The organism is Bacillus sp. FSL K6-4563 (assembly GCF_038630405.1).
In the GTDB taxonomy this organism is placed as follows: Bacteria; Bacillota; Bacilli; order Bacillales; family Bacillaceae; genus Bacillus; species Bacillus pumilus.
The window spans coordinates 246,076-270,422 of the sequence record NZ_CP152030.1; the positions used below are offsets into that span (position 1 = coordinate 246,076).

General features: G+C 43.0%; 22 protein-coding genes and 1 pseudogene. 10 read left to right on the forward strand and 13 right to left on the reverse strand.

The window, feature by feature from the left end:
- The first annotated feature begins 443 nt into the window (after positions 1-443).
- On the forward strand, positions 444-1,181 hold the full coding sequence (locus MHH54_RS01430) for a hypothetical protein (RefSeq protein WP_111912455.1): 738 nt from the start codon (positions 444-446) through the stop codon (positions 1,179-1,181).
- Between the two features lie 7 nt (positions 1,182-1,188).
- On the opposite strand, the gene MHH54_RS01435 is transcribed toward MHH54_RS01430, so the two are convergent.
- Positions 1,189-1,509, reverse strand: coding sequence for a hypothetical protein (locus MHH54_RS01435; protein WP_342500588.1), 321 nt, complete (start codon positions 1,507-1,509; stop codon positions 1,189-1,191).
- Positions 1,510-1,946: 437 nt separating this feature from the next.
- Here MHH54_RS01435 and arr point away from each other — a divergent pair, with 437 nt between their 5' ends.
- On the forward strand, positions 1,947-2,363 hold the full coding sequence (gene arr, locus MHH54_RS01440; RefSeq protein ID WP_342500589.1) for an NAD(+)--rifampin ADP-ribosyltransferase: 417 nt from the start codon (positions 1,947-1,949) through the stop codon (positions 2,361-2,363).
- Between the two features lie 64 nt (positions 2,364-2,427).
- Here arr and MHH54_RS01445 read toward each other — a convergent pair whose 3' ends face one another.
- Genes MHH54_RS01445 through MHH54_RS01470 form a run of 6 tightly spaced genes read right to left on the reverse strand, consistent with a single transcriptional unit; the run spans position 2,428 to position 9,980 of the window.
- Positions 2,428-4,347, reverse strand: coding sequence for a BglG family transcription antiterminator (locus MHH54_RS01445; protein WP_342500590.1), 1,920 nt, complete (start codon positions 4,345-4,347; stop codon positions 2,428-2,430).
- Positions 4,344-5,228 carry an ROK family protein gene (locus MHH54_RS01450; protein WP_342500591.1) on the reverse strand — a complete coding sequence of 295 codons (885 nt, stop codon included), beginning with the start codon at positions 5,226-5,228 and terminating at the stop codon, positions 4,344-4,346. Before MHH54_RS01450 ends, MHH54_RS01445 begins: the two co-directional genes overlap by 4 nt.
- Before the next feature lie 57 nt (positions 5,229-5,285).
- Positions 5,286-7,949: a mannosylglycerate hydrolase gene (gene mngB, locus MHH54_RS01455; RefSeq protein WP_342500592.1), complete on the reverse strand. Its 2,664-nt coding sequence runs from the start codon at positions 7,947-7,949 to the stop codon at positions 5,286-5,288.
- Between the two features lie 28 nt (positions 7,950-7,977).
- A complete protein-coding gene (locus MHH54_RS01460; protein ID WP_034664325.1) occupies positions 7,978-9,096 on the reverse strand; it encodes a PTS fructose transporter subunit IIC in 1,119 nt (372 codons plus the stop codon).
- Positions 9,097-9,132: 36 nt separating this feature from the next.
- Positions 9,133-9,462 (reverse strand): fructose PTS transporter subunit IIB, encoded by a 330-nt coding sequence (locus MHH54_RS01465; RefSeq protein WP_034620720.1) that lies wholly within the window; start codon positions 9,460-9,462, stop codon positions 9,133-9,135.
- Positions 9,459-9,980: a PTS sugar transporter subunit IIA gene (locus MHH54_RS01470; RefSeq protein ID WP_223251400.1), complete on the reverse strand. Its 522-nt coding sequence runs from the start codon at positions 9,978-9,980 to the stop codon at positions 9,459-9,461. Before MHH54_RS01470 ends, MHH54_RS01465 begins: the two co-directional genes overlap by 4 nt.
- A 179-nt stretch (positions 9,981-10,159) precedes the next feature.
- On the opposite strand from MHH54_RS01470, the gene MHH54_RS01475 reads away from it, so the two are divergent.
- The gene (locus MHH54_RS01475) at positions 10,160-12,829 is read left to right on the forward strand and encodes a S8 family serine peptidase (RefSeq protein WP_342500593.1); all 2,670 of its coding nucleotides are present in this window, start codon (positions 10,160-10,162) and stop codon (positions 12,827-12,829) included.
- A gap of 311 nt (positions 12,830-13,140) precedes the next feature.
- Positions 13,141-13,623 (forward strand): hypothetical protein, encoded by a 483-nt coding sequence (locus MHH54_RS01480; RefSeq protein WP_003217020.1) that lies wholly within the window; start codon positions 13,141-13,143, stop codon positions 13,621-13,623.
- Positions 13,624-13,967: 344 nt separating this feature from the next.
- Here the strand turns inward: MHH54_RS01480 and MHH54_RS01485 are convergent, their stop codons facing one another.
- The 3 genes from MHH54_RS01485 to mmuM all read right to left on the reverse strand — a co-directional run bounded on the left by MHH54_RS01485 (position 13,968) and on the right by mmuM (position 17,100).
- Positions 13,968-14,588 (reverse strand): hypothetical protein, encoded by a 621-nt coding sequence (locus MHH54_RS01485; protein WP_003216967.1) that lies wholly within the window; start codon positions 14,586-14,588, stop codon positions 13,968-13,970.
- A gap of 123 nt (positions 14,589-14,711) precedes the next feature.
- Positions 14,712-16,115 carry an S-methylmethionine permease gene (mmuP, locus tag MHH54_RS01490; protein WP_050943350.1) on the reverse strand — a complete coding sequence of 468 codons (1,404 nt, stop codon included), beginning with the start codon at positions 16,113-16,115 and terminating at the stop codon, positions 14,712-14,714.
- Positions 16,116-16,161: 46 nt separating this feature from the next.
- Positions 16,162-17,100: a homocysteine S-methyltransferase gene (gene mmuM, locus MHH54_RS01495; protein ID WP_284905816.1), complete on the reverse strand. Its 939-nt coding sequence runs from the start codon at positions 17,098-17,100 to the stop codon at positions 16,162-16,164.
- Between the two features lie 332 nt (positions 17,101-17,432).
- On the opposite strand from mmuM, the gene MHH54_RS01500 reads away from it, so the two are divergent.
- The 4 genes from MHH54_RS01500 to MHH54_RS01515 all read left to right on the forward strand — a co-directional run bounded on the left by MHH54_RS01500 (position 17,433) and on the right by MHH54_RS01515 (position 19,425).
- Positions 17,433-18,263, forward strand: a complete 831-nt coding sequence (locus MHH54_RS01500) for a YitT family protein (protein ID WP_034320763.1) — start codon at positions 17,433-17,435, stop codon at positions 18,261-18,263.
- A 97-nt stretch (positions 18,264-18,360) separates the two neighbouring features.
- Positions 18,361-18,678, forward strand: a complete 318-nt coding sequence (locus tag MHH54_RS01505; RefSeq protein WP_012008800.1) for a PadR family transcriptional regulator — start codon at positions 18,361-18,363, stop codon at positions 18,676-18,678.
- Positions 18,671-19,258, forward strand: a complete 588-nt coding sequence (locus MHH54_RS01510) for a DUF1700 domain-containing protein (RefSeq protein WP_342500594.1) — start codon at positions 18,671-18,673, stop codon at positions 19,256-19,258. Before MHH54_RS01505 ends, MHH54_RS01510 begins: the two co-directional genes overlap by 8 nt.
- Entirely contained in the window at positions 19,255-19,425 is a 171-nt protein-coding gene (locus MHH54_RS01515) for a hypothetical protein (protein ID WP_170966021.1), read from the forward strand. Before MHH54_RS01510 ends, MHH54_RS01515 begins: the two co-directional genes overlap by 4 nt.
- 208 nt (positions 19,426-19,633) lie before the next feature.
- Here the strand turns inward: MHH54_RS01515 and MHH54_RS01520 are convergent, their stop codons facing one another.
- The gene (locus MHH54_RS01520; RefSeq protein WP_106032904.1) at positions 19,634-20,848 is read right to left on the reverse strand and encodes a multidrug effflux MFS transporter; all 1,215 of its coding nucleotides are present in this window, start codon (positions 20,846-20,848) and stop codon (positions 19,634-19,636) included.
- 213 nt (positions 20,849-21,061) lie between these two features.
- Here MHH54_RS01520 and MHH54_RS01525 point away from each other — a divergent pair, with 213 nt between their 5' ends.
- The gene (locus MHH54_RS01525) at positions 21,062-21,610 is read left to right on the forward strand and encodes a GNAT family N-acetyltransferase (RefSeq protein ID WP_003217027.1); all 549 of its coding nucleotides are present in this window, start codon (positions 21,062-21,064) and stop codon (positions 21,608-21,610) included.
- A 45-nt stretch (positions 21,611-21,655) separates the two neighbouring features.
- Here MHH54_RS01525 and MHH54_RS01530 read toward each other — a convergent pair.
- A pseudogene (locus MHH54_RS01530) lies at positions 21,656-21,857 on the reverse strand (hypothetical protein).
- A gap of 115 nt (positions 21,858-21,972) precedes the next feature.
- Here MHH54_RS01530 and MHH54_RS01535 point away from each other — a divergent pair.
- The gene (locus tag MHH54_RS01535; RefSeq protein WP_003216999.1) at positions 21,973-22,512 is read left to right on the forward strand and encodes a DUF402 domain-containing protein; all 540 of its coding nucleotides are present in this window, start codon (positions 21,973-21,975) and stop codon (positions 22,510-22,512) included.
- Positions 22,513-22,551: 39 nt separating this feature from the next.
- Here the strand turns inward: MHH54_RS01535 and MHH54_RS01540 are convergent, their stop codons facing one another.
- Entirely contained in the window at positions 22,552-24,165 is a 1,614-nt protein-coding gene (locus MHH54_RS01540) for a S8 family peptidase (protein ID WP_231953214.1), read from the reverse strand.
- Between the last annotated feature and the right edge of the window lie 182 nt (positions 24,166-24,347).

Sequence of the window (24,347 nt, forward strand, 5' to 3'; positions counted from 1 at the left end):
TTGTAAAAACCTGATTTAGCTTTCTTTGCATATTTCTTGTCTATTACTTTCAATAAAGGGTTTTTCTAAATATGTGCCTGACTTGTGAAGAGCCTGAACAGCAAGTTTTTTTGCTATTGTAGTGACGATATTTTTAGTTTGGGCTTCTTTAGATTGTGGTGGGAATATCGTGCACCATTGTTTAGGAACATATGCATTTCGGCTTGTGTCATTTGTCCATCCATCACATGAATTTCAATGGTCATCATGTTCACCTCCACAGTGAACGAATTCTACTACAGAAATTTTCATCAAAACGAAGTCTTAAAAAATAAAAAAATGATTGCGGACACCGCAACCAAAAAAGTAATTCTCTTAAATCTATCTTAAATCCATTGATACACTCATTTTGATTTGATAACCTTGATTTTGGAATTTAATACAAAAAGAGGAATATAAATAAAATGTTCAAAAAAACACTTTTAACCCTAATTACCCTAGCTCTTGTCATATCAATATGGACTCCATTTTCATCAGAAGCATCAGCAGAAACACACTCTATTAATTCACAAGAATTAGAAGCGTTAGTAACACTGACAATTCTACAAAATGAACAAGCTACCAAAGAATTAGACGAACTTGAAATGAAAATGGGGGAATACATAGAAAACCTTCCATTTACAGAAAAAGAATTCGAAAACATGTCAGAAACAGAACAAAATAAAGTGATAGATCAATATTTCAACAATGAAGAATTTTTAGCTTTAGAAAACCGAATGAAACAACTTGACTCCAAAAGTAATCAGAGTGAAATAACAACACAAGCACTACCAGTATTCTTCATACCTATCGCAATGACCGTAGGAAGAGTTGCTTTAATGGCTATCAGATCAAAAGGCGCAAGAACTGCACTTAAATATCTAAAAAATCGAATAAAAGGATTCGGTAAAAATTACAAAATTAGATGGGATGTAAGAAATGATAAAGGACAACTTAGAAGTTTAGTTGTCGTCCTACACAAAGGAAAGAAAAAAACAACAAGAGTATTTGCTGTAGACAATGGAAAAATCCCTTTAATACCAAAAACCTCAACTTGGTATTGGCATTTCCATGTAGCTCCAAAAGATAAAATACACCATGCTCTCAGAGCATCAGTACCAAAGAAATACAAAGCAAGTCCAGGAGAAACAATATTACACTAAAAAACCCCTAATTTTTAGGGGTTTTTTTCTCTTCATGACTTGTAACTATATCAACTGGATGTATCAAGTTTTCATCCTCATTATCCTCATCAATGTAAGGCATAATAAGTGAATCCAACTCTTCTTTATCATCAACTAAAGCAACGTAAGTTGTATAATCCTCTAAATCTGATGGAAACAATTCAGCTTGACCAACATTACTTTTCAATGCTTGGTCAATAGCACTCTTTAATTCTATTAAACCCTCACGATTACCAATAATATAAGAATCCATATGCCAACTTTTTTGAGCATATATATGACAAATCTTATCTTTATCTTTCATCATCTCATTACACCCTTCCTGAAAAATTTAATTGATTATGTGCCAACACGCCAACCAGCTATAACATCAAACGTCTCATTGGCTACTTTATCCTCATCTTCTTCAATCCTGATCAGATCTCCTTCCTAGGCATCAATACGCTATTTCCAAAACTGCCACCAACATTTTTTTGTCCTTCTTTTCCACCTGCTCAATTGCCCCAATTAATTTTTTAGTTTCTTGAGTTTCTCTTTATGGCCTCTAACAGCTTTTTATCTCTTTCAAGAAGACTGCTTTGTATGTATTCTTGCTGCTTTTTCAACTTGCTGGAGTTTACAAATCACATCTTACTCTCTACTATCATCATACCCCGAATTCAATCTCATTTATAGACTGTTTTCCGCCTAGATCAGGCCGTATACTGTTATACGCAAGTCAAAAACGATAAGGGGTGCGGCTGTATGAATGACAATGAGCAGGTTTTAGATCCTGGCCCGTTTTTTCATGGGACGAAAGCGGAATTGAAGATTGGAGATCTGCTTGAACCGCAGTATTTATCGAATTATCAGGATCAAAAATCAAACCATATCTATTTCACCGGAACATTAAACGCAGCCAAGTGGGGTGCTGAGTTAGCAAGATCTGATGCGAAAGAGAGAATTTATGTTGTAGAACCGTTAGGCGAGTTTGAAAATGATCCGAATTTGACTGACAAAAAATTTCCGGGTAACCCCACACGTTCTTATCGGTCGAAATCCCCTTTGAAAATCGTCGCAGAATTAGGTTCATGGGAAAGACATTCCGATGAAGAAATCGAACATATGCTGAGCTCTTTAAAGACATTAAGTGAAGAAGGGAAAAATGTCATATACGATTGATGATCCATATTCTAAATCACACGAAGGCCGCCTCATCAACAGCTGGGCGGCCTTTTGTTTAATTTTATTGAAACAACGCATTCATTAGTTCATCAAATGTTTTTGATTGATTCAGAGAGTGAATGCGGTTTGGATTGTCCAGTAAATCGACGGCCTGTTCAAAAAATTGATTCATGCAGGCTGCGTCATCTTTATGAATGGCTAATAAAAAGACAAGTGATACTTGGTTTCCCTGCCAGTCAATCGGCTGTTTTAAGTGTGCAATGGCTACGCAGGAGGTGCCTTCATTTGTGATGAGCGGGTGCGGCATGGCAATGCCTCTTCCAAGATAGGTAGACGACATTTGCTCCCGTTCAAGCACTGAGGACCGAAAAGATGACGATACTAGCTGATACGTTTCTAAACGGCTGCATAGTGTGTCTAATACCTCGTCCTTACTGGATAGGTCAGCATTCAATAAGGTTAATCGTTCTTGAAAAAACGCCATCAGTTCCTGCGAGGGAGTCCCGTGTCCATTTAATAAATGAATGACCTCATTCACCCGCTGTACATCATGTTTTTCAAAAAAGGCGCTGACCTGTATCACTGGTTTTCCCTTTGATGCGAGTGGGACGGTTGTAATGATGACATCACAGGGAAGGGTGGTGCTCATGAGATAATCCTGATAGGAATACAGCTCGACGATGTCCAGTTCGTGCTGAAAGGCTGTCTTCAATTTAATTTCAAGTAGTCTTGCCGTCCCTAATCCAGACCCGCACACGATTATCGCTTTCTTTTTTTGCGAGGTATCGAGCTGACTTCTTTCAAATGAAGCAGCGATATGCAGGGCAACATATGCCGCTTCATCTTCATTTGGCGTCCGCACCAGCTGTAAAGCATTCAGTCCGCTGACAGCCAAATCAAATGGGTATGGATAGGACGTTTTGATTTCATGCAACAACGGATTTTGTAAGGATACGCCATATTGGATTCGATTTAATAATGGTTTCATATGAAGCATCAAGTCTTGCTGCAGGATGTTGTCATCTGCAAATCGCTGGCCGCTCATTTTCTCAATGTGCTGTAGAAAGACCGCAATCGCCTGCTGAACCTCCAATGTCGTCTGATGCTGGGCGGCTTCTTTCCACGTTTGATTTGCCAATAGATGCATGACTAAGTAATCTGTTTCATCCTCCGACAAGGTGACATGAAAGGTATCACTCACTTGTTGTATGATCTTTTGGGCAATTCTCATCAAGACGGGTGATCGTTGTGTACGAGTGGTACTGGCAGGTATCCGCTGGTTTTTTCGTGTCTGCTGAATCGCAATCGCTAAATGAATGACTAAGTTTTTTAAGGCAATGTCTTTAATGAGCAATGACTCTTGATGCAGATTCGTCAGGACAATCGATCGAATGGTTTCAAGAGAAATATCGGGAAAATGGAGCTGCTCTCGCTCTGTGATATGAGAAAGTGCAGGCTCTTCTTCAAGGAGTAAGTCTGCATAGCATGTTCTTTTTTGCAACTCTTCCCCTTCAATTTTCAAACCAAATCCAGGCTTTGACACAAGAGCCATACCGTAACGGGCTAACAGCTCTCGTCCTTTTTTCAAATCACTGCTGACCGTCATGCGGCTGATAAACAATTCTTCAGCCAGCTGGTCAATTTTTAAGTAATCCGCTTGAAGCAATAGCTTCCTCATGATAAATCGTACACGCTCTTCTGGCATGACGGGGACGAGTGAGCGGGCAGGAAGTTTCTGCTGATGAAGCCAAAGCAGGAAGGCATCTTGGTCACTCGTTAATAGGGTGTATCCCTTTCCGCGGATCGTTTTAATCTTGGCTCCAGCTTCCTTTAATTGCTCATTTGCTTCTTTGATTAAATGACGGATGGATCGGTCAGATAAGCGAAAAGAGGCAGTGAGCTCCTCTAGCTTCACGAACCCCTTCGTTTCAAATAGCCGCTGAATCAGCTGATAGGTTCGAGGATCTGCCGTCATCATCATTGCGCGGCTCCTTGTGCCTGTAAGGCATCAGTACCAAGAGCGATGGCGCCCATTAAACCTGATAATCCATCAAAGGAAGGCTTGGTGATAATTTTATTTAAAGGCTTTGGCAGTTGTAAATACCCATGAAGCCGCTTTTCTGTTTCCTCAAGAATGAGTGGCAGCATAGCGGGCTGTTTCATCACACCTCCGCCGAGAATGATGCGTTCTGGTGAAAGGGTGAGTAATAAATTGGCGGTCATCTGCCCGAGATAGTAGGCATGAAGTGACCAAGCAGGATGCTCTTCTGGCAGCATGGGTGCAAGTGTATGATAGCGCCCTTCTATGGCAGGACCTGATGCGAGTCCCTCTAAACAGTCATGATGTATAGGGCAACAGCCCCCGTAGGAATCATGAGGGTGCCGCTGCACTGTGATATGACCCATTTCTGGATGCAGCAACCCGTGAATGAGGCGGTGTTCAATATAGGCACCGCCACCTATCCCAGTTCCAACAGTGATATAGACCAAAGAAGCCGGCTTTTCTGTTTCAACCGAAAAGCGGGCTTCTCCGAGTGCTGCACAGTTCACATCGGTATCAAGCTTCATCGGGAGCCCAAGGGCTTGTTTTAAGGTAGAGAGGAAAGGGAATTGACGCCAGGCTGTTTTGGGTGTCTCTAAAATCGTCCCATAGCTTGGGCTGTGCTCTTTTACATCGACAGGCCCGAATGCCCCAATGCCAATGGCATCGACAGGATGCTTTGTAAAGTAATCGATCACTTGCTGGCATGTTTCAATTGGGTTTCCTGTTGCAAAGGAAGTCATGTGTTCAATCGTTCCGTCTGTTGTTCCGTAGCCGCAGACAAATTTCGTTCCGCCTGCTTCAATGCCTCCAATTCTCATGATCAATGCCCTCCATTAAAGAGGAGCGGAATCCAAATGGACCCCGCCCCTACATGTTCATTTTTTCTTTACAATGTAGGTTTGTACCTGACAAGGTGTGAGCGGTTCAATGTGTAATGATCCATGCTGTGCTTTGAGTATATGTCCTTCAGGTGTTTCGCCTAAATTCGCTGTTTCTCCGTGTTGTAGAGATGAACTATTGATTGAAGCGGCTGTTTGACGAGCTAAATATGGATTGAAGAGACGGATGACAATGCCTGTTCCATGCTCTTCTTTTTTCAGAGCGCTTAGAATGGCTCCGTCTGTCTCAATGTCAAGCAGGCTATAAGTAGATTGTAAGTCTTCTTTTTCATCTCGGAAAGAGAAAATTAAACGACCGTTTAAAAAGTCTGCCCGTTCGTAGCATTGAACTGGCGTTGTATACCGCTTGGCAAGCTGCGCTAAGTGCCCCTCGCTGACAGCATCCTTGCTATAATGCATGCCAAATGAGAACGACAGTGCACCTTGTAGCTGAGCGTCAGGTGTCTCAACAATTTTTTCACCAGATGCGCGTCCTGGACGGTAAAGAAGATTTTCTTTCCCCATTTTTCCGAAACAACGGAAAAGCGTATACGCAATCGTTGTGTAGCCTTCTCCTGTGATCTGATATTCTCTCACGCAGTCCGTCAACAGAGCGACACCGTATGCTTCATCACGAAGTGCAGTAAAGGATTGCATCGGTTCAATGGTGATCGGTTTTTCTTCCCAATGTTCATTGCTCCACCATTCAAGCTCTTGCGTGAGCTCTGTTGGGCGTTCGATGGTTCCAAACTGCTGATCGCTCAGTGATACCTTTGATGCGATGCCTGTATCAAAGAGGACACGCAGACGATGGTCTAACGCATGATTGTCGACATCGACATGAAAACGGATGACAGGCTCATCTTTGTTTAATGCTACCTTCGCTGTGATTGGGAGTGAAGTCGTGACTGATTGCTGAGAGCGCTCTTCTAAGTCATAAGGGACAGTAAGAGTAAGCTGGACGGTGAGTTCTTCCTGCAAGCCGCTTTTAGACACTGTGATGTCTGCCGAAGAAAGATCCTTGGATGACACATACAGATCCTCACGCGGTGGGGAATAGTTGTAGGAATCCCCATCGTCTCCGTTGTCTTCAAAGATCATTTGCTCAGAGAAGGTCTTGCCTGTTTGTTTATCTGTGATGTCCAGCGATCCGTTGTCGTTGGCCGCAATGCGGTAATACTCATTTTCAATAACGCGTCCTTCTGTTTGTTCCCACGCAGATTCGCTTGATTCATCGAAGACCATGCTCACTTGTGTATAACCAACTGACGGTAAGTCGCTGGCTTCAATTAGCAGAACGGCTTTCCATACTTGTTTTGGCATGTACACATCTTTACTTGGGTTAAGAGAAATTTGCTGTGCCAGCACATAATCTGTGACATCGGTTTTGCTTTTCACTGTGTAGTGAAGCGTTTTTCCATTGGCATCTTTTAGTGTAAAAGGACGTTCTGTGATAAAGGTTTCAACTTCAATAACTTCAGAACGCTTTGAAGGCAGTGTATTAAATAAAGTAAACGTGATTTCTTGCTCTGTTTGCAGTCGAATGGCGATGAGGCGCATGTGTAAGTCCACAAGGTTCTCAGCAATTTCCTTTGCCTGCTTGTAGCGGAAGAAGACATCTTGATTCGTCGTATCACTATTACAGCCGCCAATGCTGTCATGCGCTGCATTTTCAAACATGAGGTACCAAATATCACGAACCGTATCATGCGGATAGTCGTGTCCGAGTGAATAGCTGATCGTGAGGATTGGCTCCATCACATTGACGAGATAGTTTTCAATTTGATTGTTTAAGATTTTTAAATCAGCCCGTGTTGAAAAAATAGATTTGTGAATCCGCATATGCTTGGCATGAATGAGCTCTCCTTTTAAAGTTTCAAAAGACGTCCGCTCTTTTTTCACTGCTGCAATGTAATCTTCTAAACTGCTGATTTGATAGTGGTGCTCGTCCAGTTCATTGGCTTTTTCTAATAAGTCAGGCAGGTTTTTGCGGATCGGTGCCTGGTCAAATCCATTTGGGAAATAGATATTCTTTGTGGTTGCCTTTGCTTGCAGCGCACCGATTTTTTCAGATAAAAAGGCTTGTAAGTCCTCATCTTTTTCGGGAATATTTCCACCGTAGTAGTAGCCAAATGGCAGGTTCACCGCAAAGACTTCACTGCCGTCAGCCCCTTGCCAATTGAATTCAGTGTGATTCGTCATATGGTCTGAAACGCCGCGCCAAAAAGCTGTATCCACAATGCCGAAGCCGCGGTAAATTTGAGGCATTTGTGCGGATTGACCAAAGGAATCAGGGACATAACCGACTTTCATCACATGACCGAACTGCTGACAGCGTTCAATTCCATATTGCAGGTTCCGTACAATGGATTCACCTGAAATAACGAGCTGGTCGGTTTGGGTATACCATGGGCCGATGATGAGACGTTTGGCTGTGACGAGCTTTTTGATTCGATTCTCATCCTCTGGACGCCATTTGAGGTAATCATCCAGTAAGGATGCTTGGGCATCGAGCATGAAGTAATGGAACCTTTCATCTGTTTCAAGAGTGTCTAAAATGTCCATTACGCTTTTCATTAAGTAGATACGGGAGCGGGAGGTGGTGAAATACCATTCCCGGTCCCAGTGAGTATGTGGAATCACATGTACATTAACAGTCATTGAGTAACGACACCTTTCTTTGTTCAAATTATCCTTCTAGTACAAGGTCAAAATCGTCTTCTTCTTTCTGCTTCTGATCATGTTCCGGCGTTTTTGGTTCTTTTTTCTCAGAGAAATTGACAAGCAGGTTGGCGCCAATACCGATGACGAGTGCGCCAGTGAGAGCTCCAATTAAATAAGCCCACCAGTTTCCGACTGAGAAGAAGCCGTATAGCCCGCCAATTGGCGGCATGATGTCATGGACACCTAATAATGCAGCAACCCCGCTTCCAGCAGCACATGCGACAACATTGAGCGGAATCAATTTCAATGGATTGACGAGAGTAAAAGGGATCGCCCCTTCCGTAATACCGATAATGCCCATGACAAGGCCGCCACGTCCTGCTTCTCTAAAGGTTGGAGAGAAATTGCGTTTTCGAATCAATGTCGCAAGCCCGTATCCAAGCGGCGGAATGACAATCGCAATATTGACGAGAATGGCAGGGAGGTAGACGCCTGATAGGAAGAGCGCGTTACCTGCCATCCAAGCAGATTTATTCACTGGTCCGCCAAGGTCAAAGCCAATCATCGCACCTAGAATGAGAGCGAGTGCGAGTGTGCTTGTCCCGTCAGCGACCATGCCTTTGATCCATTCAATTAATGCTGTGTTCAAAGCACCTAATGGCCCGCCCAGCAGAACGGACATGAGAAGTCCAGTTAAGCCAACGGTAATAAGCGGTAAGATGAGCAGAGGAACAAGTCCGGCTGCGGAGCCTTGAATTTGAATTTTTCGTTTTACAAAAAGAGCGACATATCCTGCGAAGAAGCCTGCAATAACGGCACCGATAAATCCAGCATTCGTTGAGCTGGCAAGGGCACCGCCGATGAAGCCGGCTGCAAGCCCTGATTTATCCGCAATCGAATAGGCGATAAATCCAGCGAGCAGGACGTTCATTAAACCAATGCCTGTCCAGCCAACCTGCTCCATTAAATAGGCGCCGTGCAGTATGCCGCCAGCATCTTTATAGGCGTTTAAATCTGAAACACCAAATCCTAAACCGACTAGTTTGGCTAAACCAACGATTAGGGAGGCGCCGATGATTACAGGAAGAATATAAGAAATACCGGTCATGAGATGGCCTTCAATGACTTTTAATTTTGCTTTCATTTTGCTTTGCTCCTTTCTATATGGCATTGCTCACGTTCATTGAGATTCAGATTTTTTCTTTTCAACAAGTGCTACAGCTTTTGTGATGATTTGCTCGGCATTTTTTAAGGCGCGTCCAATCTCGACACGTACTGTGGGAATGCCTGAGAAACGTTCCGCATCGTTGATATGCTGATTGGAGGCAATGATACAAAGGTCTGCCTGTCTTGCTTCCTCTGGTGTAATGCCATTCACCTGTCCCATAATTCCTTGCTGCTCGATTTTGATCTCGTGACCGAGCTGTTTACCCGCATTCTCTAACGCCTTTGCTGCCATTGGTGTATGAGCTAACCCTGCTGGACATGAAGTGACACCGACAATTTTCATTGTGTAATCCCCTCTTTCAATTGTTGTTCAATGACTTCGTAATAATAGTCAGCGGTTTGACCTGGTTGAATCTTTTCGATGAAAGCAGGTTCCATGAGGCTTGTCGCAATGCCTGACAGTAATTTCAGGTGTGTGATATTTGCTTCTTCTAATGGAACGAGCAGTGTAAATAAATAGCTTGTGGGCAAATCGTCAAAGCTTCCCCATTCAATCGGTTGTTCTAACTCTAAAAAAAGAAGTGAAGCCGTTTGTACAGCGGAGCTTTTTGTATGAGGAATGGCGAAGCCTTGCTGAAGTCCTGTTGAGACTTCATCTTCGCGAGTCAACAAATCTGATAATAACCCCGCCTGATCGTTTGTAATCTGAAGGTCTTCAGCTTTCTCGGCAATGTATTGTAAAATCTCATTCTTTGATCGTCCGTCTACTTGTGTGAAAACATGATCTTTTTGGAACAAGCTGATCCCTTCTCTCTTGTTTGTTAAGCGCTTACAAGTTGATTGTAATGTACTTTTCGACATGGTTAAATAGCATCATTTTCCGTTTGAAATGGCAAAAAGTTTATGAAGCTATTCGTCTTGCTGTCTGTATATCTCAAATCCTAGCTTAAAACGAGTTTAATTATGTAAAAAACAGATTCTACTAGATGCATTTCTGTGATATTCTTCCAAGGTATTACAAAAGATAAGGGGGTCTTTTCATGTTCAAAAAGCAGGTCAAATTTTGTGTGGTCGTACTCATGGCCGTCATTCTCTGTATGGCGGCATTACCTGGATACGAGGCAGCAGCTGCCAGTAAAGGAACAAATGTCAATGAAGCCATTGGGTTAAAAAATGGTGAAGTCATCTCAGGTACATTACAGAATGAAATGGAAGAGTCATGGTACCAAATCACGCCATCAGCACAAGAGGTGGCAAAACATACACATATGAAAATTTCTGTGAAAAGTAAACAAGTATTATCCGTATCGGTCTATCCAAGTAAAGACAGAGCGATGAAGGATGACACTTATTCGAGATATCGTGTGGACACTGCAAGTGGAGAGACAGAGATCGACTTCCCTCATGCATGGTCAGGTCCTTACTTTGTCAAAGTGCTCTATTTAGGGTCGGAGGAAGACAGCCGTGATGAGGAAGAGGATGCGGCTTATACAATCGGGTATAAAGGAGCTAACCTTCCGCCCTCTGAACCCGTTTTCCCTGAAGACGATGAGCCTGGTATCATTATTATTGAGAAAAAGTACGGGCGAGAAATTCTCCAATCGATTCGTACAATCGAAGATAAACGTTTTAATGAAACACCAAATGGTCAGAAGCTGAGCCGTGTGCTCCAAAAAACAAAGCCATTTCTCAAATCGAAGCTCATCAAACAAAAAAATGAGCAGCAAAAGGTATACAATCATCTGCTTACATTAAAGTCACTGCTAAATGACGTAGAGAAAAATGGTGCATTTAGTGGTCATATCGTAACAGAAAAAGAACAACAGGCTATCAGGTCCCTTTTTGATATGCTCAAAGAAGCAAGTCCGGCTTATTTAAAAAAGGAATTAGAAGCCGTCAGTCAAAAAATTGGCATCAATCAGCTTGAAGGAAAATCAGTTGGTTACGTATTAGAGAAACAAAAGCTTGTAAAAGAAGAGAAGGTTAAAACGAATAAGATCATTTTTAAATTAAAGGATGGCCAAACACTTCAATCTGCGAAAAAGAAGATGAAAAGCTATGGCATCCAAGAAAACCGTGTGACATCACAGTCAGTCAGTCCTTTATTTAAAGGAATGTATGTCTATGATGTGCCAGCAGGGCAAGAATCAGCTGGAAAGACTTTAAAAGCAGGCAAAGCTGTCATCAAAAGCACTGCAAGAAAGCTGTCCAGCATGCCGAATGTTGAATTTGCGGAGCCTGTTCAAACCTATCGCGCGCTAAGCAGCGACGCGCAGTATGGTTATCAGTGGCCGCTGAAAAACAGTGCGCAAAACAGCGGGAAAAAAGGCGCTGACGTCAAATTTGAACAAATGAATACACTGATTGGCACAAGCAAAATGAAGCAAACATTAATCGCAGTTGTGGATACAGGTGTAGACAGCCGTTTGACTGATTTAAGCGGGACTGTTCGTACGGACTTAGGTGCGAATCTCATTGGAAGAAACAAAGATGCGATTGATGACAATGGACACGGTACGCATGTGGCGGGCATCATTGCCGCAAAAGCCGATAATCATTACTCGATGGCAGGTCTTAACCAACATACGGGCATCATTCCTGTGAAGGTGCTGGATGCCTATGGCTTTGGAGATACAGAGCATATTGCACTTGGAATTAAGCATGCAGTAGATAAAGGCGCAAAGGTCATCAACATGAGCCTTGGTGGCTACTACAGCCGGGTAATTGAATATGCAATGAACTACGCGGCTCAAAGAAATGTACTAGTGGTTGTGGCGAGTGGAAATGATGGCGTTCCAGAAATGGGCTATCCTGCGACATCAAAATACGCAATGGCCATTGGCGCAAGCAACCGTATGGATATTGCCGCTGAATTCTCAAGCTTTGGTAAAGGACTGAGCATGTCTGCACCAGGATCTGATATTCCAAGCTTAATGCCAGATGGGAATGTCTCATACCTGAGCGGGACATCAATGGCGACACCATATGTGGCCGCGGCAGCAGGATTACTTCTTTCTAAAAATCCAACCTTGAAGCCGAATCAAGTAAGGAATATCTTGCAAAGCACAGCCGATAATATCTCCTTTACTTCTGTTGATGGAACAGATGACGTTTTCTATGATGAAAACGATGAGCCAATTGTCGATCCGAAAATTCCAGGGATCGATTGGATGACAGGACATGGCAGACTGAATGCATTTGCTGCTTTAAGTGCTGTCGAACTGAACGCATCTGTGAGCAAAGTGGAGGATCAGCATCAAAAGGTGACAGGTAAAGCAAAGGCTGGCGCTGCTATTTCTGTGTATAGAGGCAAAACACTGCTTGGAAAAGGCACAGCAGGCAAAAATGGTTCCTTTAGCGTGAAGATCAAGCATCAGAACAAAAACAAAGTCCTTCACATTAAGATTTCAAAAGGAAAGGCCGCTACAACGCTCAAAACAGTCGTCAAAAAAGGCAAAGCACCAGCTAAGCCGAAAGTGGGCAAAGTAACGGTCAAAAGTAAAACGATCAAAGGGACTGCGGGTGCAGGATTGACCATTAAAGTGAAAAACAAATCAAAGAAAGTCATTAAAACGGTAAAAACAAATAACAAGGGCGCATTTACTGCCCAAATAAAACCGCAAAAAGCCAAAACAGTCTTGTATGTGACCGCTTCTGATGTGAGAAAAAGAGAAAGCAAAGCGGTGAAGGTTGTTGTTGTGAAAAAGTAAGAGGAGAGCTTCCCTTTCTAAAGAAGGGAAGTTTCAGCGTGTAGACAAACCCTCGCATTCTTTGTCAGGACTGTGCTCCGGTGCTCACGAATGTCAAATTCGCTCCGCTCCTGTGCTCGCCCTTCCTAGACTGCAAAGGTTTTCTATCACGCTGAAAAGAAGACAAAGGGCTAAAATGAAGATCATTTTAGCCCTTTGTCAACAATCTGGAACTTCCCTTTCTAAAAAAGGGAAGTTTTTTTGCTTGTTACTGGAAAAATACCAATTAATGTCGATAGTAATATAGCAGGAAAAAAAAGGAGGATTTATCGATGAAAAAAATCATGTTTGCTTTCTTTCTATCATTGCTTCTCGTATTCCCAACCTTTGCACATGCAGAGGAAACAGGGGCAGTACCAGCTTCCGTTCAAGTAACAAGTGTCACCGCAGCCGATAGTGGATTAGTGAATTACGGCTATGGCAGTAAATATCGCGTGGGTTCTTATTATCCAGCTACGTTTAAAGGAACACTAAAAGATACAAGTGGAAATCTCATGCCTAATCAGCCGATTCAGCTTTATTTTGAAGCAGCAATTAAATCATATGCTCAAACAGCGACAGGCACAACAGACGTAAATGGACAATTTTCACTGACGTTTCAAGTTCCTGCAGGTGCAGGCTACCAAACATACAATAATGCAGGCTGGTCTACACATTACTACGATATCGTTCCAGTGACGTTCACTTCAAACGACATCAAGCTATCTTCAAATGTCACAAGTGTGTACCATTTGGCATATACATCCCGTTACTAATCTGCTGGAAGAAGCGACTTGGCGAAAGCCTTGTCGTTTTTTTCATAGAAAAAAGGATGTCTTCATGTGACACCCTTTTCTTTTTGTTAGCAAACCTGCTGGGCGGCAACCGAAAGAGTCGATAAACAAACACTCATGAGCCGTGACTCCCAGATTCGATCGAGCGTTTACCTTTTAATTCTGAGCTTTGATGGATAAGAACTTTTACACTTGAACGTTGATCCTTGAACGTTCAGCTTTGAGCTTTTATCAAGGATCATCCAGAGATGATCAGATGAGGAGGGAATGACCTTTCCCTCGGAGGTGTTTAGTTCTATCGATTTTCGGCTCACTAACAAAATTGATTAATCGATCTGTATTTTCGTTAGTGTATTGCTTTCTGACAAGGAAAAATCAACTTCCATTTGAAAATCCTCAATCTCGGTCGAAAGCTTTTCAATCTTCACTCGAAGACGAAGCGGATCGATGATCGTCGCCTCATTTTCAGCGAGGAACGACTTGACGATCTCTTGGTTGGCAGCCGCTTGTGTTTTTCCGTCTTTTCCAAACAAGGTTTCTAAATGCTGGTCGAGCCTCTTCTTCACATCTTCATTGGTTTGTTCTGCTTTGTCTACTAGCTCTGTGTACACCTTTTTCAATTTCCGTAAATAACGAATATCGTATTCTATCGACGTCTTCCGTTCAATCGCTTCTGCCACCGTCATGCTGACACCCGCAACATCAATCGTTGTCGTCGCATTCGACACAACGATGGCTGATTTGATGGCATTCCGGCGCTTGATTAATGCTTGAATCGATTGGTCATCAGCCTTCGCCTTCTTTTCGATGTCTTCTTGATGTTGAAACCCGTGCTGTATATGTTTCCCGATCATCAATCCACCAAGTACGGCTTCATCAACGGTTCGGTTGATTCTCTTATCTAACATTTTCAGTTCACTTAATGCTCTTGTAATGGTCATTTCCATATTAGTGACAACTCCCTTGATTCATCCTGAAAATCATAGATTCCTATCATATACCAAAGTGCGCTTCTTTTACTAGCGATATCCTTTTTTGTCAAATTGTTTTCGATAGAAAAAAACCTGGCGTTATACACCAGGTTCTTCACGTTTTTTCTGAATCCAAGCTGTCACATAATAGGCAGCATAGCAGAGCGCGATGAAAGGAATGCCGCAGATAAGGGCAATCCGCTGATTTGGATCAAAGGCAATGCCAATCACAGAGGCAAGACACAGGAAGAAGGCAGCAATCGGAACCACTGGATAGAGCGGGGTTCGAAAGGAAAGATCATGGAGCTGTCCGCCTTCCTGTAAAAAACGTTTCCGAAACATAAATTGTGAGGCAGCAATCCCCATCCACACGATCACAACGGCCAGTCCAGAGATCGAAACAAGGACAAGGTATACCGTTTCTGGTGCGATGACACTTGAGAACAAAGAAAGAATCCCACCGATCATACTTAAAATCAGTGCGTTCAAAGGAATTCCTTTAGATGTCAGCTTCGCCAGTTTCTTAGGCAGTGTCCGTTCCTCAGAAAGTGACCAGAGCATACGGGATGACGCGTATAGTCCAGAGTTTGCGGCAGATAAGATCGCTGTCAAAATGACAAAATTCATGAAATCTGCGGCATATGGAATCCCGATGCGATCAAACACCACAACAAATGGACTTTTGATCACCCCAGCTTCTTCCACTGGGATCAAGCCGGCTAAGACCACGATCGTTCCAACGAAAAACAAGACAAGACGCAGTACGGTTGTGCGAATCGCTCTTGGAATGGTCTCGTCAGGATTGACGCTTTCACCCGCAGCAATCCCAATTAACTCCGTACCTGAAAAAGCGAAATTGACGGCAAGCATCGTCATTAAAATCGGTAAAAAGCCGTTTGGGAAAAGACCGCCTTCCCCGGTGAAGTTAGAAAGGAACGGAGCGGCCTCACCGCCTTTTAACGGAATCAAGCCAAACATCGCAGCTCCGCCAAGAATAATAAAGAGAATAATAGCCATTACTTTAATGCTGGAAAACCAAAACTCTGATTCTGCAAAAAACTTCACTGTAAAAGCATTGAGTAAAAAGATAAGAAGAGCAAAGACACCGCTCCACATCCAAACCGATGTGTCCGGGAACCAGCGCTGCATTAAAAGCCCTGCCGCTGTAAATTCCGATCCGAGCGCGACTGTCCATGTCAGCCAGTAGAGCCAAGCGACTGTGTAGCCTGTGCCGGGTCCAATATATTTTGTTGCATACGTATGAAAGGCCCCTGTAACCGGCATTGCCACAGACAGCTCACCTAAACAGAGCATCACGAGGTACACAATTAATGCCCCGACAAGATAGGCAAGGATCGTCCCCGCGGGTCCTGCTTGATTGATGGTATACCCAGAGCTTAAAAAGAGCCCTGTTCCAATGACGCCGCCTAGAGAAAGCATGAACAGGTGGCGGCTCGTCATTTTTCGTTGATATTGTTGTGACTGATCTTTTGCTTGTTCCATGTCTTCCCGCCCTTTTGCTTAGAAGTATGTGTGATGATTCATGATGCTATGCTGTGGTAAGTTTTAAGATGTCCGTGATATCTTCTGGGGTTGTCCTGCAGCAGCCGCCGATGATATGTGCGCCGTCTTGATACCATTGATGCGCACATTCACCAAATGTATGCTGAGGCGTATCTCCGCTCCATACCTTTTCTTCAGGATCATATAATTCCCCTGAGTTTGGATACACGACAATCGGTTTGCTCGTCCCCTTTTTCATCTCTTGAATGAGAGACGAGATAAATTGCGGCGGCGTACAGTTTACACCCACAGCAGCGATCTGTTCATAAGGTTCCAGTGCTTGTACACATTCTCTGAGCAAATCTCCTTCACTAATATGAAGGTCGTCCTTCGCGCTGAATGTAATCCAAGCAGATACACCACTGAATTCATCTTGCAGCAGCTTTGCAATGGCCGTTGCTTCAATGAGACAAGGGATCGTTTCACACGCAAGAATATCTGCACCAGCTTCTACTAATGCCTGAATCCTTGGTCTATGAAAATCAATGAGTGTCTGCTCTGTGAGTCCGTAATTTCCTTTATATTCTGAACCATCAGATAAATAAGCGCCGAATGGCCCCACAGATCCTGCGACAAATGGTTTTGTCCGCCCTTTACGACGCGCTTCATCCTGCCAAAAAAGATCGCGTGCCTCTTTTGCTAAAGTGACAGATCGTTTCATTAGTTCAATGGCTTCTTCTTTTGAATAGCCTTTTTCAGCGAAGCCATCAATCGTTGTTTGGTAGCTCGCTGTTGTGGCACAGTCAGCTCCGGCTTGGAAGTAATCCAAGTGTACTTGCTGAATCAATTCTGGCTGTTCAATCAGTATTTTGGCTGACCATAAACTGTCGTTTAAATTGCAGCCCTTTCGTTCAAGCTCTGTTGCAAGTGCACCGTCTAAAATTAAAGGTGCGTGAGCCTGTAAACGGCTTTGAATAGGATTCATCGAATGGAACACCCTCCTTTTTAGTCGGAAATGATGGATATGATATGAGGCAGTAGTTTAAATGACTAAAGTGTTTTTGTCAAGGAGAGGAAAAAGCATGTGACCGCGGAAAAACCCTGAAAACATGCGGGTTTCCATGCATAAACATGCAGTCAAAATAATAGAAAACCAAGTCATTGACAGCCTCTAAAAAGAGATATATATTATGGAAAGGTTCATTTCAGAAAGCTTCGTCAAAAGGCGCTGTCTTTTGATTTTTTTTGTTCAACGACTGTCTTCTTTCGTGCAGAAAGAGGGTTTTTTATATGCTTAAAAAAGGAGGAAAGAAGAAATTGAAAAAATGTGTAAAAGATATCGCAATGATTCTAATTGGTTCTTTTTTATTTGCCGCCGCAGTGAACATGTTTGTCATTCCGCTTGAATTTGGTGAGGGCGGTGTAACGGGGCTGTCCATCATTTTCTATTATTTGTTTGAAATTGCACCATGGCTGACGAACCTAGTGTTTAATGCCATCCTGCTGCTTGTTGGGTATAAATATTTAGACAAGAAGACGACGATTTATACTGTGGTTGCCGTCGCAAGTAACTCCCTATTTTTACACCTGACCACAACATGGGTCGTGAATGTTCACGAATTGATCATTGGGGCCATTTTCGCAGGAATCATTATCGGAATTGGGATTGGTCTTGTGCTAAGAGCAGGCGGTACAACGGCGGGTTCTGCCATACTCGGAAGAATTGCCAACAAGTATTTAGACTGGAACGTGAGCTACGCCATCTTGTTCTTTGATCTGATCGTCGTATTTGCTTCCTACTTTATTATTGGTGCGGAAAAATTAATGTTCACGATTGTGATGCTGTACGTGGCGACAAAGGTGATGGACTTCGTGATAGAAGGGCTTAACACGAAAAAGGCAGTGACGATCATTTCTTCATGCAAAGATGATATTGCCGAAGAAATCAATCACACCTTGGATCGAGGCGTGACGATTTTAAACGGACGCGGTCATTATTCAAAGGAATCGAAGGAAATTCTCTATGCAGTCATTCAAAAACAAGAGCTTATGCGTCTAAAGAAAATCATTAAGAAAATTGATCGAGACGCATTCGTTGTTGTCCATGACGTGCGTGATGTGTTCGGAGAAGGATTTGTGAATATATAAAAACGAAAGGACCCCAAAAGGGTCTTTTTTTTATATTTATACCTCTTGTCACATGATACTATGTAATGTATAGTATAAATGGTTAGGAGTTGTAATCATGAATGCACAATTAAAAAAAGGTTTACTGGAATTCTGTGTACTGGCGGTATTAAAGAAAGGCGATTCCTATGGTTATCAAATGATTAAAGATATGTCCCATTGTATTGAGATTTCAGAATCGACATTATATCCGATATTAAAGCGATTAGAGCAAAACAATTATGTGGAGACCTATTCCCAGGAACATAACAGTCGATTAAGAAAATACTACCGGATGACACAAAGCGGCCGTGAGCATATGGCGCAGTTTTTAGCGGAATGGGATCAAGTGATGGCGATTTACGACTTTATTTCTGGAGGACAGGGCAATGAATAAAAAAGAATTTTTAGCCAGCTTAGAGAAGCACCTGCATCGTCTAGGCGAAAAAGAAAGTGACCGGTTCATCGAGTATTACGATGAAATGATAGAGGATTATCAGGAAGATGGATACAGTGAACAGGAAGCGGTCGATCAAGTCGGGCAGCCTGCCATCATCGCTGAAGGGATTTTGAAGGAACAAGGAATCAAAACCATTCAGGTGCCGACGTTTGGAGAAAAAGCCACAAGGCTCTCCATCCTCATTTTAGGCTTTCCATTATGGGGCAGTATTCTAGCAACAGTCTTCCTACTGATTCTTTCTGTGTATATGGTGATTTGGTGCATTCCGCTCGTGACAGGTACAATGACGCTAGTTGGTCTGCTCGGAGGTTTTTGGAGCATCATTGGTTCTCCATTTATCTTTCAGGACGGTTTGCATGTGGTGGTGACGCAAATTGGCGTTGGTATTCTTCTATTAGGTGTCGGATTATTATGCGGCATGGCCACGGTGTATTTGACAAAGCTATTTGTTCAAATGACTGTTCAAACCACTAAGGCATTCATGGGAATGTTTAAAAAGAAGGTCGTGAGAATATGAATGTGAATGATTTAAAAAAGCAATGCATCAAATGGGGGATCATCTTCACCGTTGCCGGAGGAATGATCATGGCAATCGGTTTTGGACTATCGGGCTTTGACCTAGATGCATATCACAACAATGACCAGAACAATGTGTTCCGCACTATCAATTGGAGCAAGCCATAAATGAAAAACCCGCTTATGCGGGTTCAGCGTGTAGACAAACCCTCGCATTCGGTGTCAGTCCTGCGTGCTGGTGCCACGAATGTCAAATTCGCTCCGCGCCAGTACTCGTCCTTCCTAGACTTCAAGGGTTTTCTATCACGCTGAAAAGAAGACAAAGGGCTAAAATAAAGATCATTTTAGCCCTTTGTCAACAATCTGAAAAACCCGCTTATGCGGGTTTTTTTGCTCTGGCTACAAAGAAGAAATAACAGCAAAGTGCACCTAGTTCACAAAGCATAATGATCAGGCCCATTGGAAAGGCTGTTTGGCTTCCGGCTAGTCCGACAAGAGGTGTCATGCAGGCGCCTAGCAGCATTTGTGCCACACCGATCAGGGCAGCCGCACTTCCTGCATGTGCGCCGTGATGCTGCATCGCAAGAGACGGGGCAGAGGTGCCGACAATTCCAACGCTTGAGACCACAAAAAAGAGCGGAATGAGAATGCCATATAATCCTGCATCAATGGAGATCATCAAAAATAAGGTGATGCCGCCTAAGGCAGCTGTCAGCAATCCAATGCGAAGAACCTTCTCTTCGCCGATTTTAGCAGCGACTCGGGCAAATACTTGTCCAGCTGTGATGATCCCAAGACTATTCACTGCAAAGGCAGCACTGAATCCTTGTGGAGAAAGGTGAAAAAGCTCCTGAAGCACAAACGGTGAGCCAGAAATATAAGCAAACATCGCTGCGAATACAAGACCTTGCGAGAGGGCATACCCAACAAAGAGACGATCACTCGCTAAAATTTTCATGGCACTTACAATCTGTTGAAAGCCTCCTGTCTGTCTGCGCTCCGCAGGTAAACTTTCTTGAAGTGAAAAAATAGATCTCAGCAGCATCAAGGCCCCGAGGATGCCTAATAGAATAAATACACCCTGCCATGTGGTAAAGCGTAACATCTGTCCGCCCACAATAGGTGCCGCTGCCGGAGCAACCCCGTTGACCAACATGAGCAGTGCAAAGAATTTCGTCATTTCTGAGCCTTCATAATGATCTCGCACAATGGCTCGTGCAATGACAATGCCTGCTGAACCAGCGAGTCCTTGAATCAATCTTAAGAGGATGAACATCCAAATCGACGAGACCACCGTACATAAAAGAGATGCGGCGATAAAAATGATTAAGCCGATCATCAGCGGTTTTCTTCTGCCGATCGTATCACTAATAGGACCTGCAATCAGTTGTCCAAGCGCGAGTCCAATCAGACAAGCCATCAGACTTAATTGGGACAAAGCAGTGCTTGCTTCAAAATCTCGCGCAATATGAGGCAATGCAGGTAAATACATATCCATTGCAAGCGGTGCAAGGGCGGTTAAAGAACCAAGCAATGCAGCAAGGAGAAATCGGTTTTTTTTCGATTCTTGGGGATAAGATAAAGAACTCATATGACATTACACTCCTCGTATACTTCCTCAAAACAGCATAATGAATCGAGCGTCCCTTTTCAATGGAAATTTTCAAAGAGGATTCCGTGCAAAATAATTGATCTTTCGAAGGAGACTCTTTACATTGAATGAGTAGAGAAAAGAACAAGGTCATCGACATGCAGTATTTGCATGATACGTATATCTGGCAATTAAACAACAGGAGGTGCTGACATGGAGCAGCAAGAGCTGATCATTCGTCAAGCAGTCAAAGAAGATCATGAGGCCATTAGACACGTACTAATCAAATCCTATTCACAGTATGAGCCTCAATTTACAGAGGAAGGCTGGCAAAATTATTCTGCTGCGCTTGCAGCAGCTGTAGATAATCCAAACATGGAGCTGATGCTTGTGGCGGAGCTTGAAGGTCAGGTCGTAGGGACGCTTCAAATGTTCCGGTCATCAGCGCAAGCGTATGACAAACCCGAAATGGGCATTACTTCAGCCATCGTCCGGTTTTTAGGAGTAGATCCCGATGTCAGAGGAAAAGGAATTGCAGAGTCATTGTTACGTAAAAGTATTGAGCTCACGCAATCATGGGGCGAAAATGTTCTGTACCTTCATACCTCTGATAAAATGCAGGCTGCCATTCGTCTTTATGAAAGAATGGGCTTTGAGCGTGCACTAGATAAAGAATTTGTGAATCAAAATGGGACGCATGTTAAAAGCTATCAATATGTCATCCAGAAAGAACAACCAGCTGGTTCATCACATCACGCATAATAAAAGGAAGAGCACGTCCTCGATGGACAGCTCTTCTTTTTTTATTTACGCCCACAGTATAAGCGCCCAATATGATATCCCCCACGAGATTAAACCGAACATAACAAAGAATTTTAACATGCGCTCATAAGGAGATAGCCTTCGTTCTCTTCGTTTTCACCAGCCGCCTATATAGGGCAAAGCCGCAAAAAATGAGGATGATTTGTCCAAGCTGTGTAAGGTTTTCAAGAATCGTGATTCCGTTCATTTATTTCACCTCATCAATAAGTCTTCCATATGTGAATGTAGCAACCCTTTATTTTTTCAAAAAAAATCGGTGTATACTGGAAAGAGAGAATCTAGATGCAAGAGGGAGTTGTGACATGGTGTTTTCGCTACATGCGGATCGGTGGGATGAAGTAATCGAGAGAAAAATCAAATACGATCAGAAGATTGTGGAACATACTTGTCAGCTGTTAGACGCACAGGGACAGCAGGCTGTGCTGTTTCACAAGATTGAAGACACGTTTACGATGAGGGCAGGTGATGGTGCTCTGACGATTCCAAAAGGGAGCTATACGACCGCTTATTATTGGAAGGATCGTCCTTACAATATGTATTTCTGGAGAGATGATCAAGGGAAGGAACTAGGTTCTTATTTTAATATTGTGGGGAATACATCGTTCAACGGCCAGCTGGTCATGTTTGAAGACCTCATTGTTGATCTTCTCGTTCTTCCGAATGATGATTTTTTTGTATTGGATGAAGATGAGTTGCCAGAGAGTTTAGTGGATTTTGAACAAGGTTCAGTGCACCGAGCATTAGAGAGTGTGATGGCTTCGTTAGAAAACATACTTGATCAAGTGAGGGCAGATGTTGATGGAAAATATCATCACAGCTTGTTTGCACCGCTGTTAAAATAGAAAAAAACGATTCCTTTCAGCGAGGAATCGTTTTTTCTGTTACACCTTGATACGGTTTAATCGTTTTTGTAAACTGGTTTTCGTTTTAGAAGCTTTTAGCTGTTTGACAGCGGTTTGCGCTACTGCTTTTGTTTTCTTAGTTCGTTTGGTTTCCGCCTTTTTGACCTTTTGTTTGGCGTCTGTCACTTTCTTTTGATAGGCGACCTGTTTTTTGACTTTGTCGAGCCGATTTTGCAGGCTTGTTTTTTCTTTGCCTTTGTTTAACTTTTTGATGGCCGCTTGTGCGCTTTTAATGGCGCCTTGTGTTTTGCTTTTTTCGGCTGTTTGAACCTTTGCACGTGCCAAGCGGATATCAATGGTTCCTTGTACCTTTTTCACCCGTTCAGTGAGTGCTGTTTTTTGTTTACTTGCAGTGAGTCGGCCAATTTTCGTTTTGGCTTGATTGACATCTGCCTGCTTTTTAGATGTTTCGGCTGTTTTGACAGCGCTAGTCGCAGCCTTCAAAAAGCTTGATTGTGGTATATATTGCACGCGGCCATAGCCGAATTGTGGATCTTTTCCTTTTGCGCCAAGATCCACTGTATAGCTGCGCAATAAGGTGCGAAGCTGAACATTTGTTTTCTTCGGATGAAGCTGCTTCAACAGTGCCAGCATGCCTGTGACATGCGGTGCGGCTTGTGATGTACCTGTTGCATACCAATATTCATTTTTTAAATAAGTGCTGATGACGTTCTGACCAGGGGCAGAAAATTCAATACCTTTCCCTGTATTTGAGATAGAAGCGAGTTTGTCTTTGTCCGTCGTTGCAGAAACGGCAATGACGCTATTGTAGGCGGCAGGATAGCTGATATGATTCTTCTTCCCATCATTCCCGCTTGCAGCGACCACAAGCAGTCCTCTTTTGTATGCTTCATCCACTGCTGAACGCAAAATAGGGATATTGTCTTCAAAACCTAGACTTAAATTCATAATATCCATCTTGTTGCTAATGGCCCAATCGATTCCTCGAAGCAGACTGTACAAGTCGCCTTCTCCCTTTTTATCTAACACTTTCACGGCATACAGCTTCGCGCCAGAAGCGACGCCGACTGTGCCGTAATCGTTATTGAGGGCACCAATCGTTCCTGCGACATGTGTGCCGTGTCCTTCATCATCTTTATAGGAGGAAGTGTAGTTCACGAATGATTTACCGCCGGATATCTTTAAATCCTCATGTGGAGAAATACCAGTATCCAAAACGGCTACCTTCACATTTTTCCCCGTGACGCCTTCTTTTATCGCTTGCTTTACATTCAGCTTTTGCAGGTTGTAAGATTTTTGAACCAATGCATCCTGATTCGTAGAGGCAGCGGTTTTTTTCATCGTAGAAGAAGCGAGTTTGACCTTTATGTTTTTTGAGACATACGCGATGTTGGGATCTTTTTTGAGTGACGTGACCGCTTGTTCATCTGCTGTCACAGCGACAGCGGGAAGATGTATGTACTGTGCGTTCACTTTTTCACTTTCTTCAATCGCTGTTTGCTTTCCTTTTTGGTTTTTATAGACGATGATGACATCTGTTTCTTTTGGCGGTGCAGCTGCCTGCGATTGGTAAGGCAAGGCAGTTGTCAACGCAAGAAGAAACGCGATGACTACGAATATTTTCTTTTTCAAGGCGATAGCCCCTTGCATACGATGACCTCCGTCTTTTTTTTCTCTATTATATCGGAGAAATGAGAAGGATGGTTAGAAGAATCATATTGTTTGTCAGAAAGTTTTTTTTACAAGTAACCTGAAATTGAAATTCATACAAATCTAGTAGACAATAGAGAGAACATAATAAGAGAAAGTAGGAT

What these genes read in the sequence shown, in the direction of transcription:
- MHH54_RS01535 (WP_003216999.1), top strand. Translation starts at nt 21,973, where the DNA reads ATGGTGTTTTCGCTACATGCGGATCGGTGGGATGAAGTAATCGAGAGA.
- MHH54_RS01525 (WP_003217027.1), top strand. Translation starts at nt 21,062, where the DNA reads ATGGAGCAGCAAGAGCTGATCATTCGTCAAGCAGTCAAAGAAGATCAT.
- MHH54_RS01465 (WP_034620720.1), bottom strand. Translation starts at nt 9,462, where the DNA reads ATGAAAATTGTCGGTGTCACTTCATGTCCAGCAGGGTTAGCTCATACA.
- mmuM (WP_284905816.1), bottom strand. Translation starts at nt 17,100, where the DNA reads ATGAATCCTATTCAAAGCCGTTTACAGGCTCACGCACCTTTAATTTTA.
- MHH54_RS01430 (WP_111912455.1), top strand. Translation starts at nt 444, where the DNA reads ATGTTCAAAAAAACACTTTTAACCCTAATTACCCTAGCTCTTGTCATA.
- MHH54_RS01515 (WP_170966021.1), top strand. Translation starts at nt 19,255, where the DNA reads ATGAATGTGAATGATTTAAAAAAGCAATGCATCAAATGGGGGATCATC.
- MHH54_RS01445 (WP_342500590.1), bottom strand. Translation starts at nt 4,347, where the DNA reads ATGATGATGACGGCAGATCCTCGAACCTATCAGCTGATTCAGCGGCTA.
- MHH54_RS01480 (WP_003217020.1), top strand. Translation starts at nt 13,141, where the DNA reads ATGAAAAAAATCATGTTTGCTTTCTTTCTATCATTGCTTCTCGTATTC.
- MHH54_RS01505 (WP_012008800.1), top strand. Translation starts at nt 18,361, where the DNA reads ATGAATGCACAATTAAAAAAAGGTTTACTGGAATTCTGTGTACTGGCG.
- MHH54_RS01435 (WP_342500588.1), bottom strand. Translation starts at nt 1,509, where the DNA reads ATGATGAAAGATAAAGATAAGATTTGTCATATATATGCTCAAAAAAGT.
- arr (WP_342500589.1), top strand. Translation starts at nt 1,947, where the DNA reads ATGAATGACAATGAGCAGGTTTTAGATCCTGGCCCGTTTTTTCATGGG.
- MHH54_RS01450 (WP_342500591.1), bottom strand. Translation starts at nt 5,228, where the DNA reads ATGAGAATTGGAGGCATTGAAGCAGGCGGAACGAAATTTGTCTGCGGC.
- MHH54_RS01460 (WP_034664325.1), bottom strand. Translation starts at nt 9,096, where the DNA reads ATGAAAGCAAAATTAAAAGTCATTGAAGGCCATCTCATGACCGGTATT.
- MHH54_RS01520 (WP_106032904.1), bottom strand. Translation starts at nt 20,848, where the DNA reads ATGAGTTCTTTATCTTATCCCCAAGAATCGAAAAAAAACCGATTTCTC.
- MHH54_RS01485 (WP_003216967.1), bottom strand. Translation starts at nt 14,588, where the DNA reads ATGGAAATGACCATTACAAGAGCATTAAGTGAACTGAAAATGTTAGAT.
- MHH54_RS01475 (WP_342500593.1), top strand. Translation starts at nt 10,160, where the DNA reads ATGTTCAAAAAGCAGGTCAAATTTTGTGTGGTCGTACTCATGGCCGTC.
- mngB (WP_342500592.1), bottom strand. Translation starts at nt 7,949, where the DNA reads ATGACTGTTAATGTACATGTGATTCCACATACTCACTGGGACCGGGAA.
- MHH54_RS01510 (WP_342500594.1), top strand. Translation starts at nt 18,671, where the DNA reads ATGAATAAAAAAGAATTTTTAGCCAGCTTAGAGAAGCACCTGCATCGT.
- mmuP (WP_050943350.1), bottom strand. Translation starts at nt 16,115, where the DNA reads ATGGAACAAGCAAAAGATCAGTCACAACAATATCAACGAAAAATGACG.
- MHH54_RS01470 (WP_223251400.1), bottom strand. Translation starts at nt 9,980, where the DNA reads ATGTCGAAAAGTACATTACAATCAACTTGTAAGCGCTTAACAAACAAG.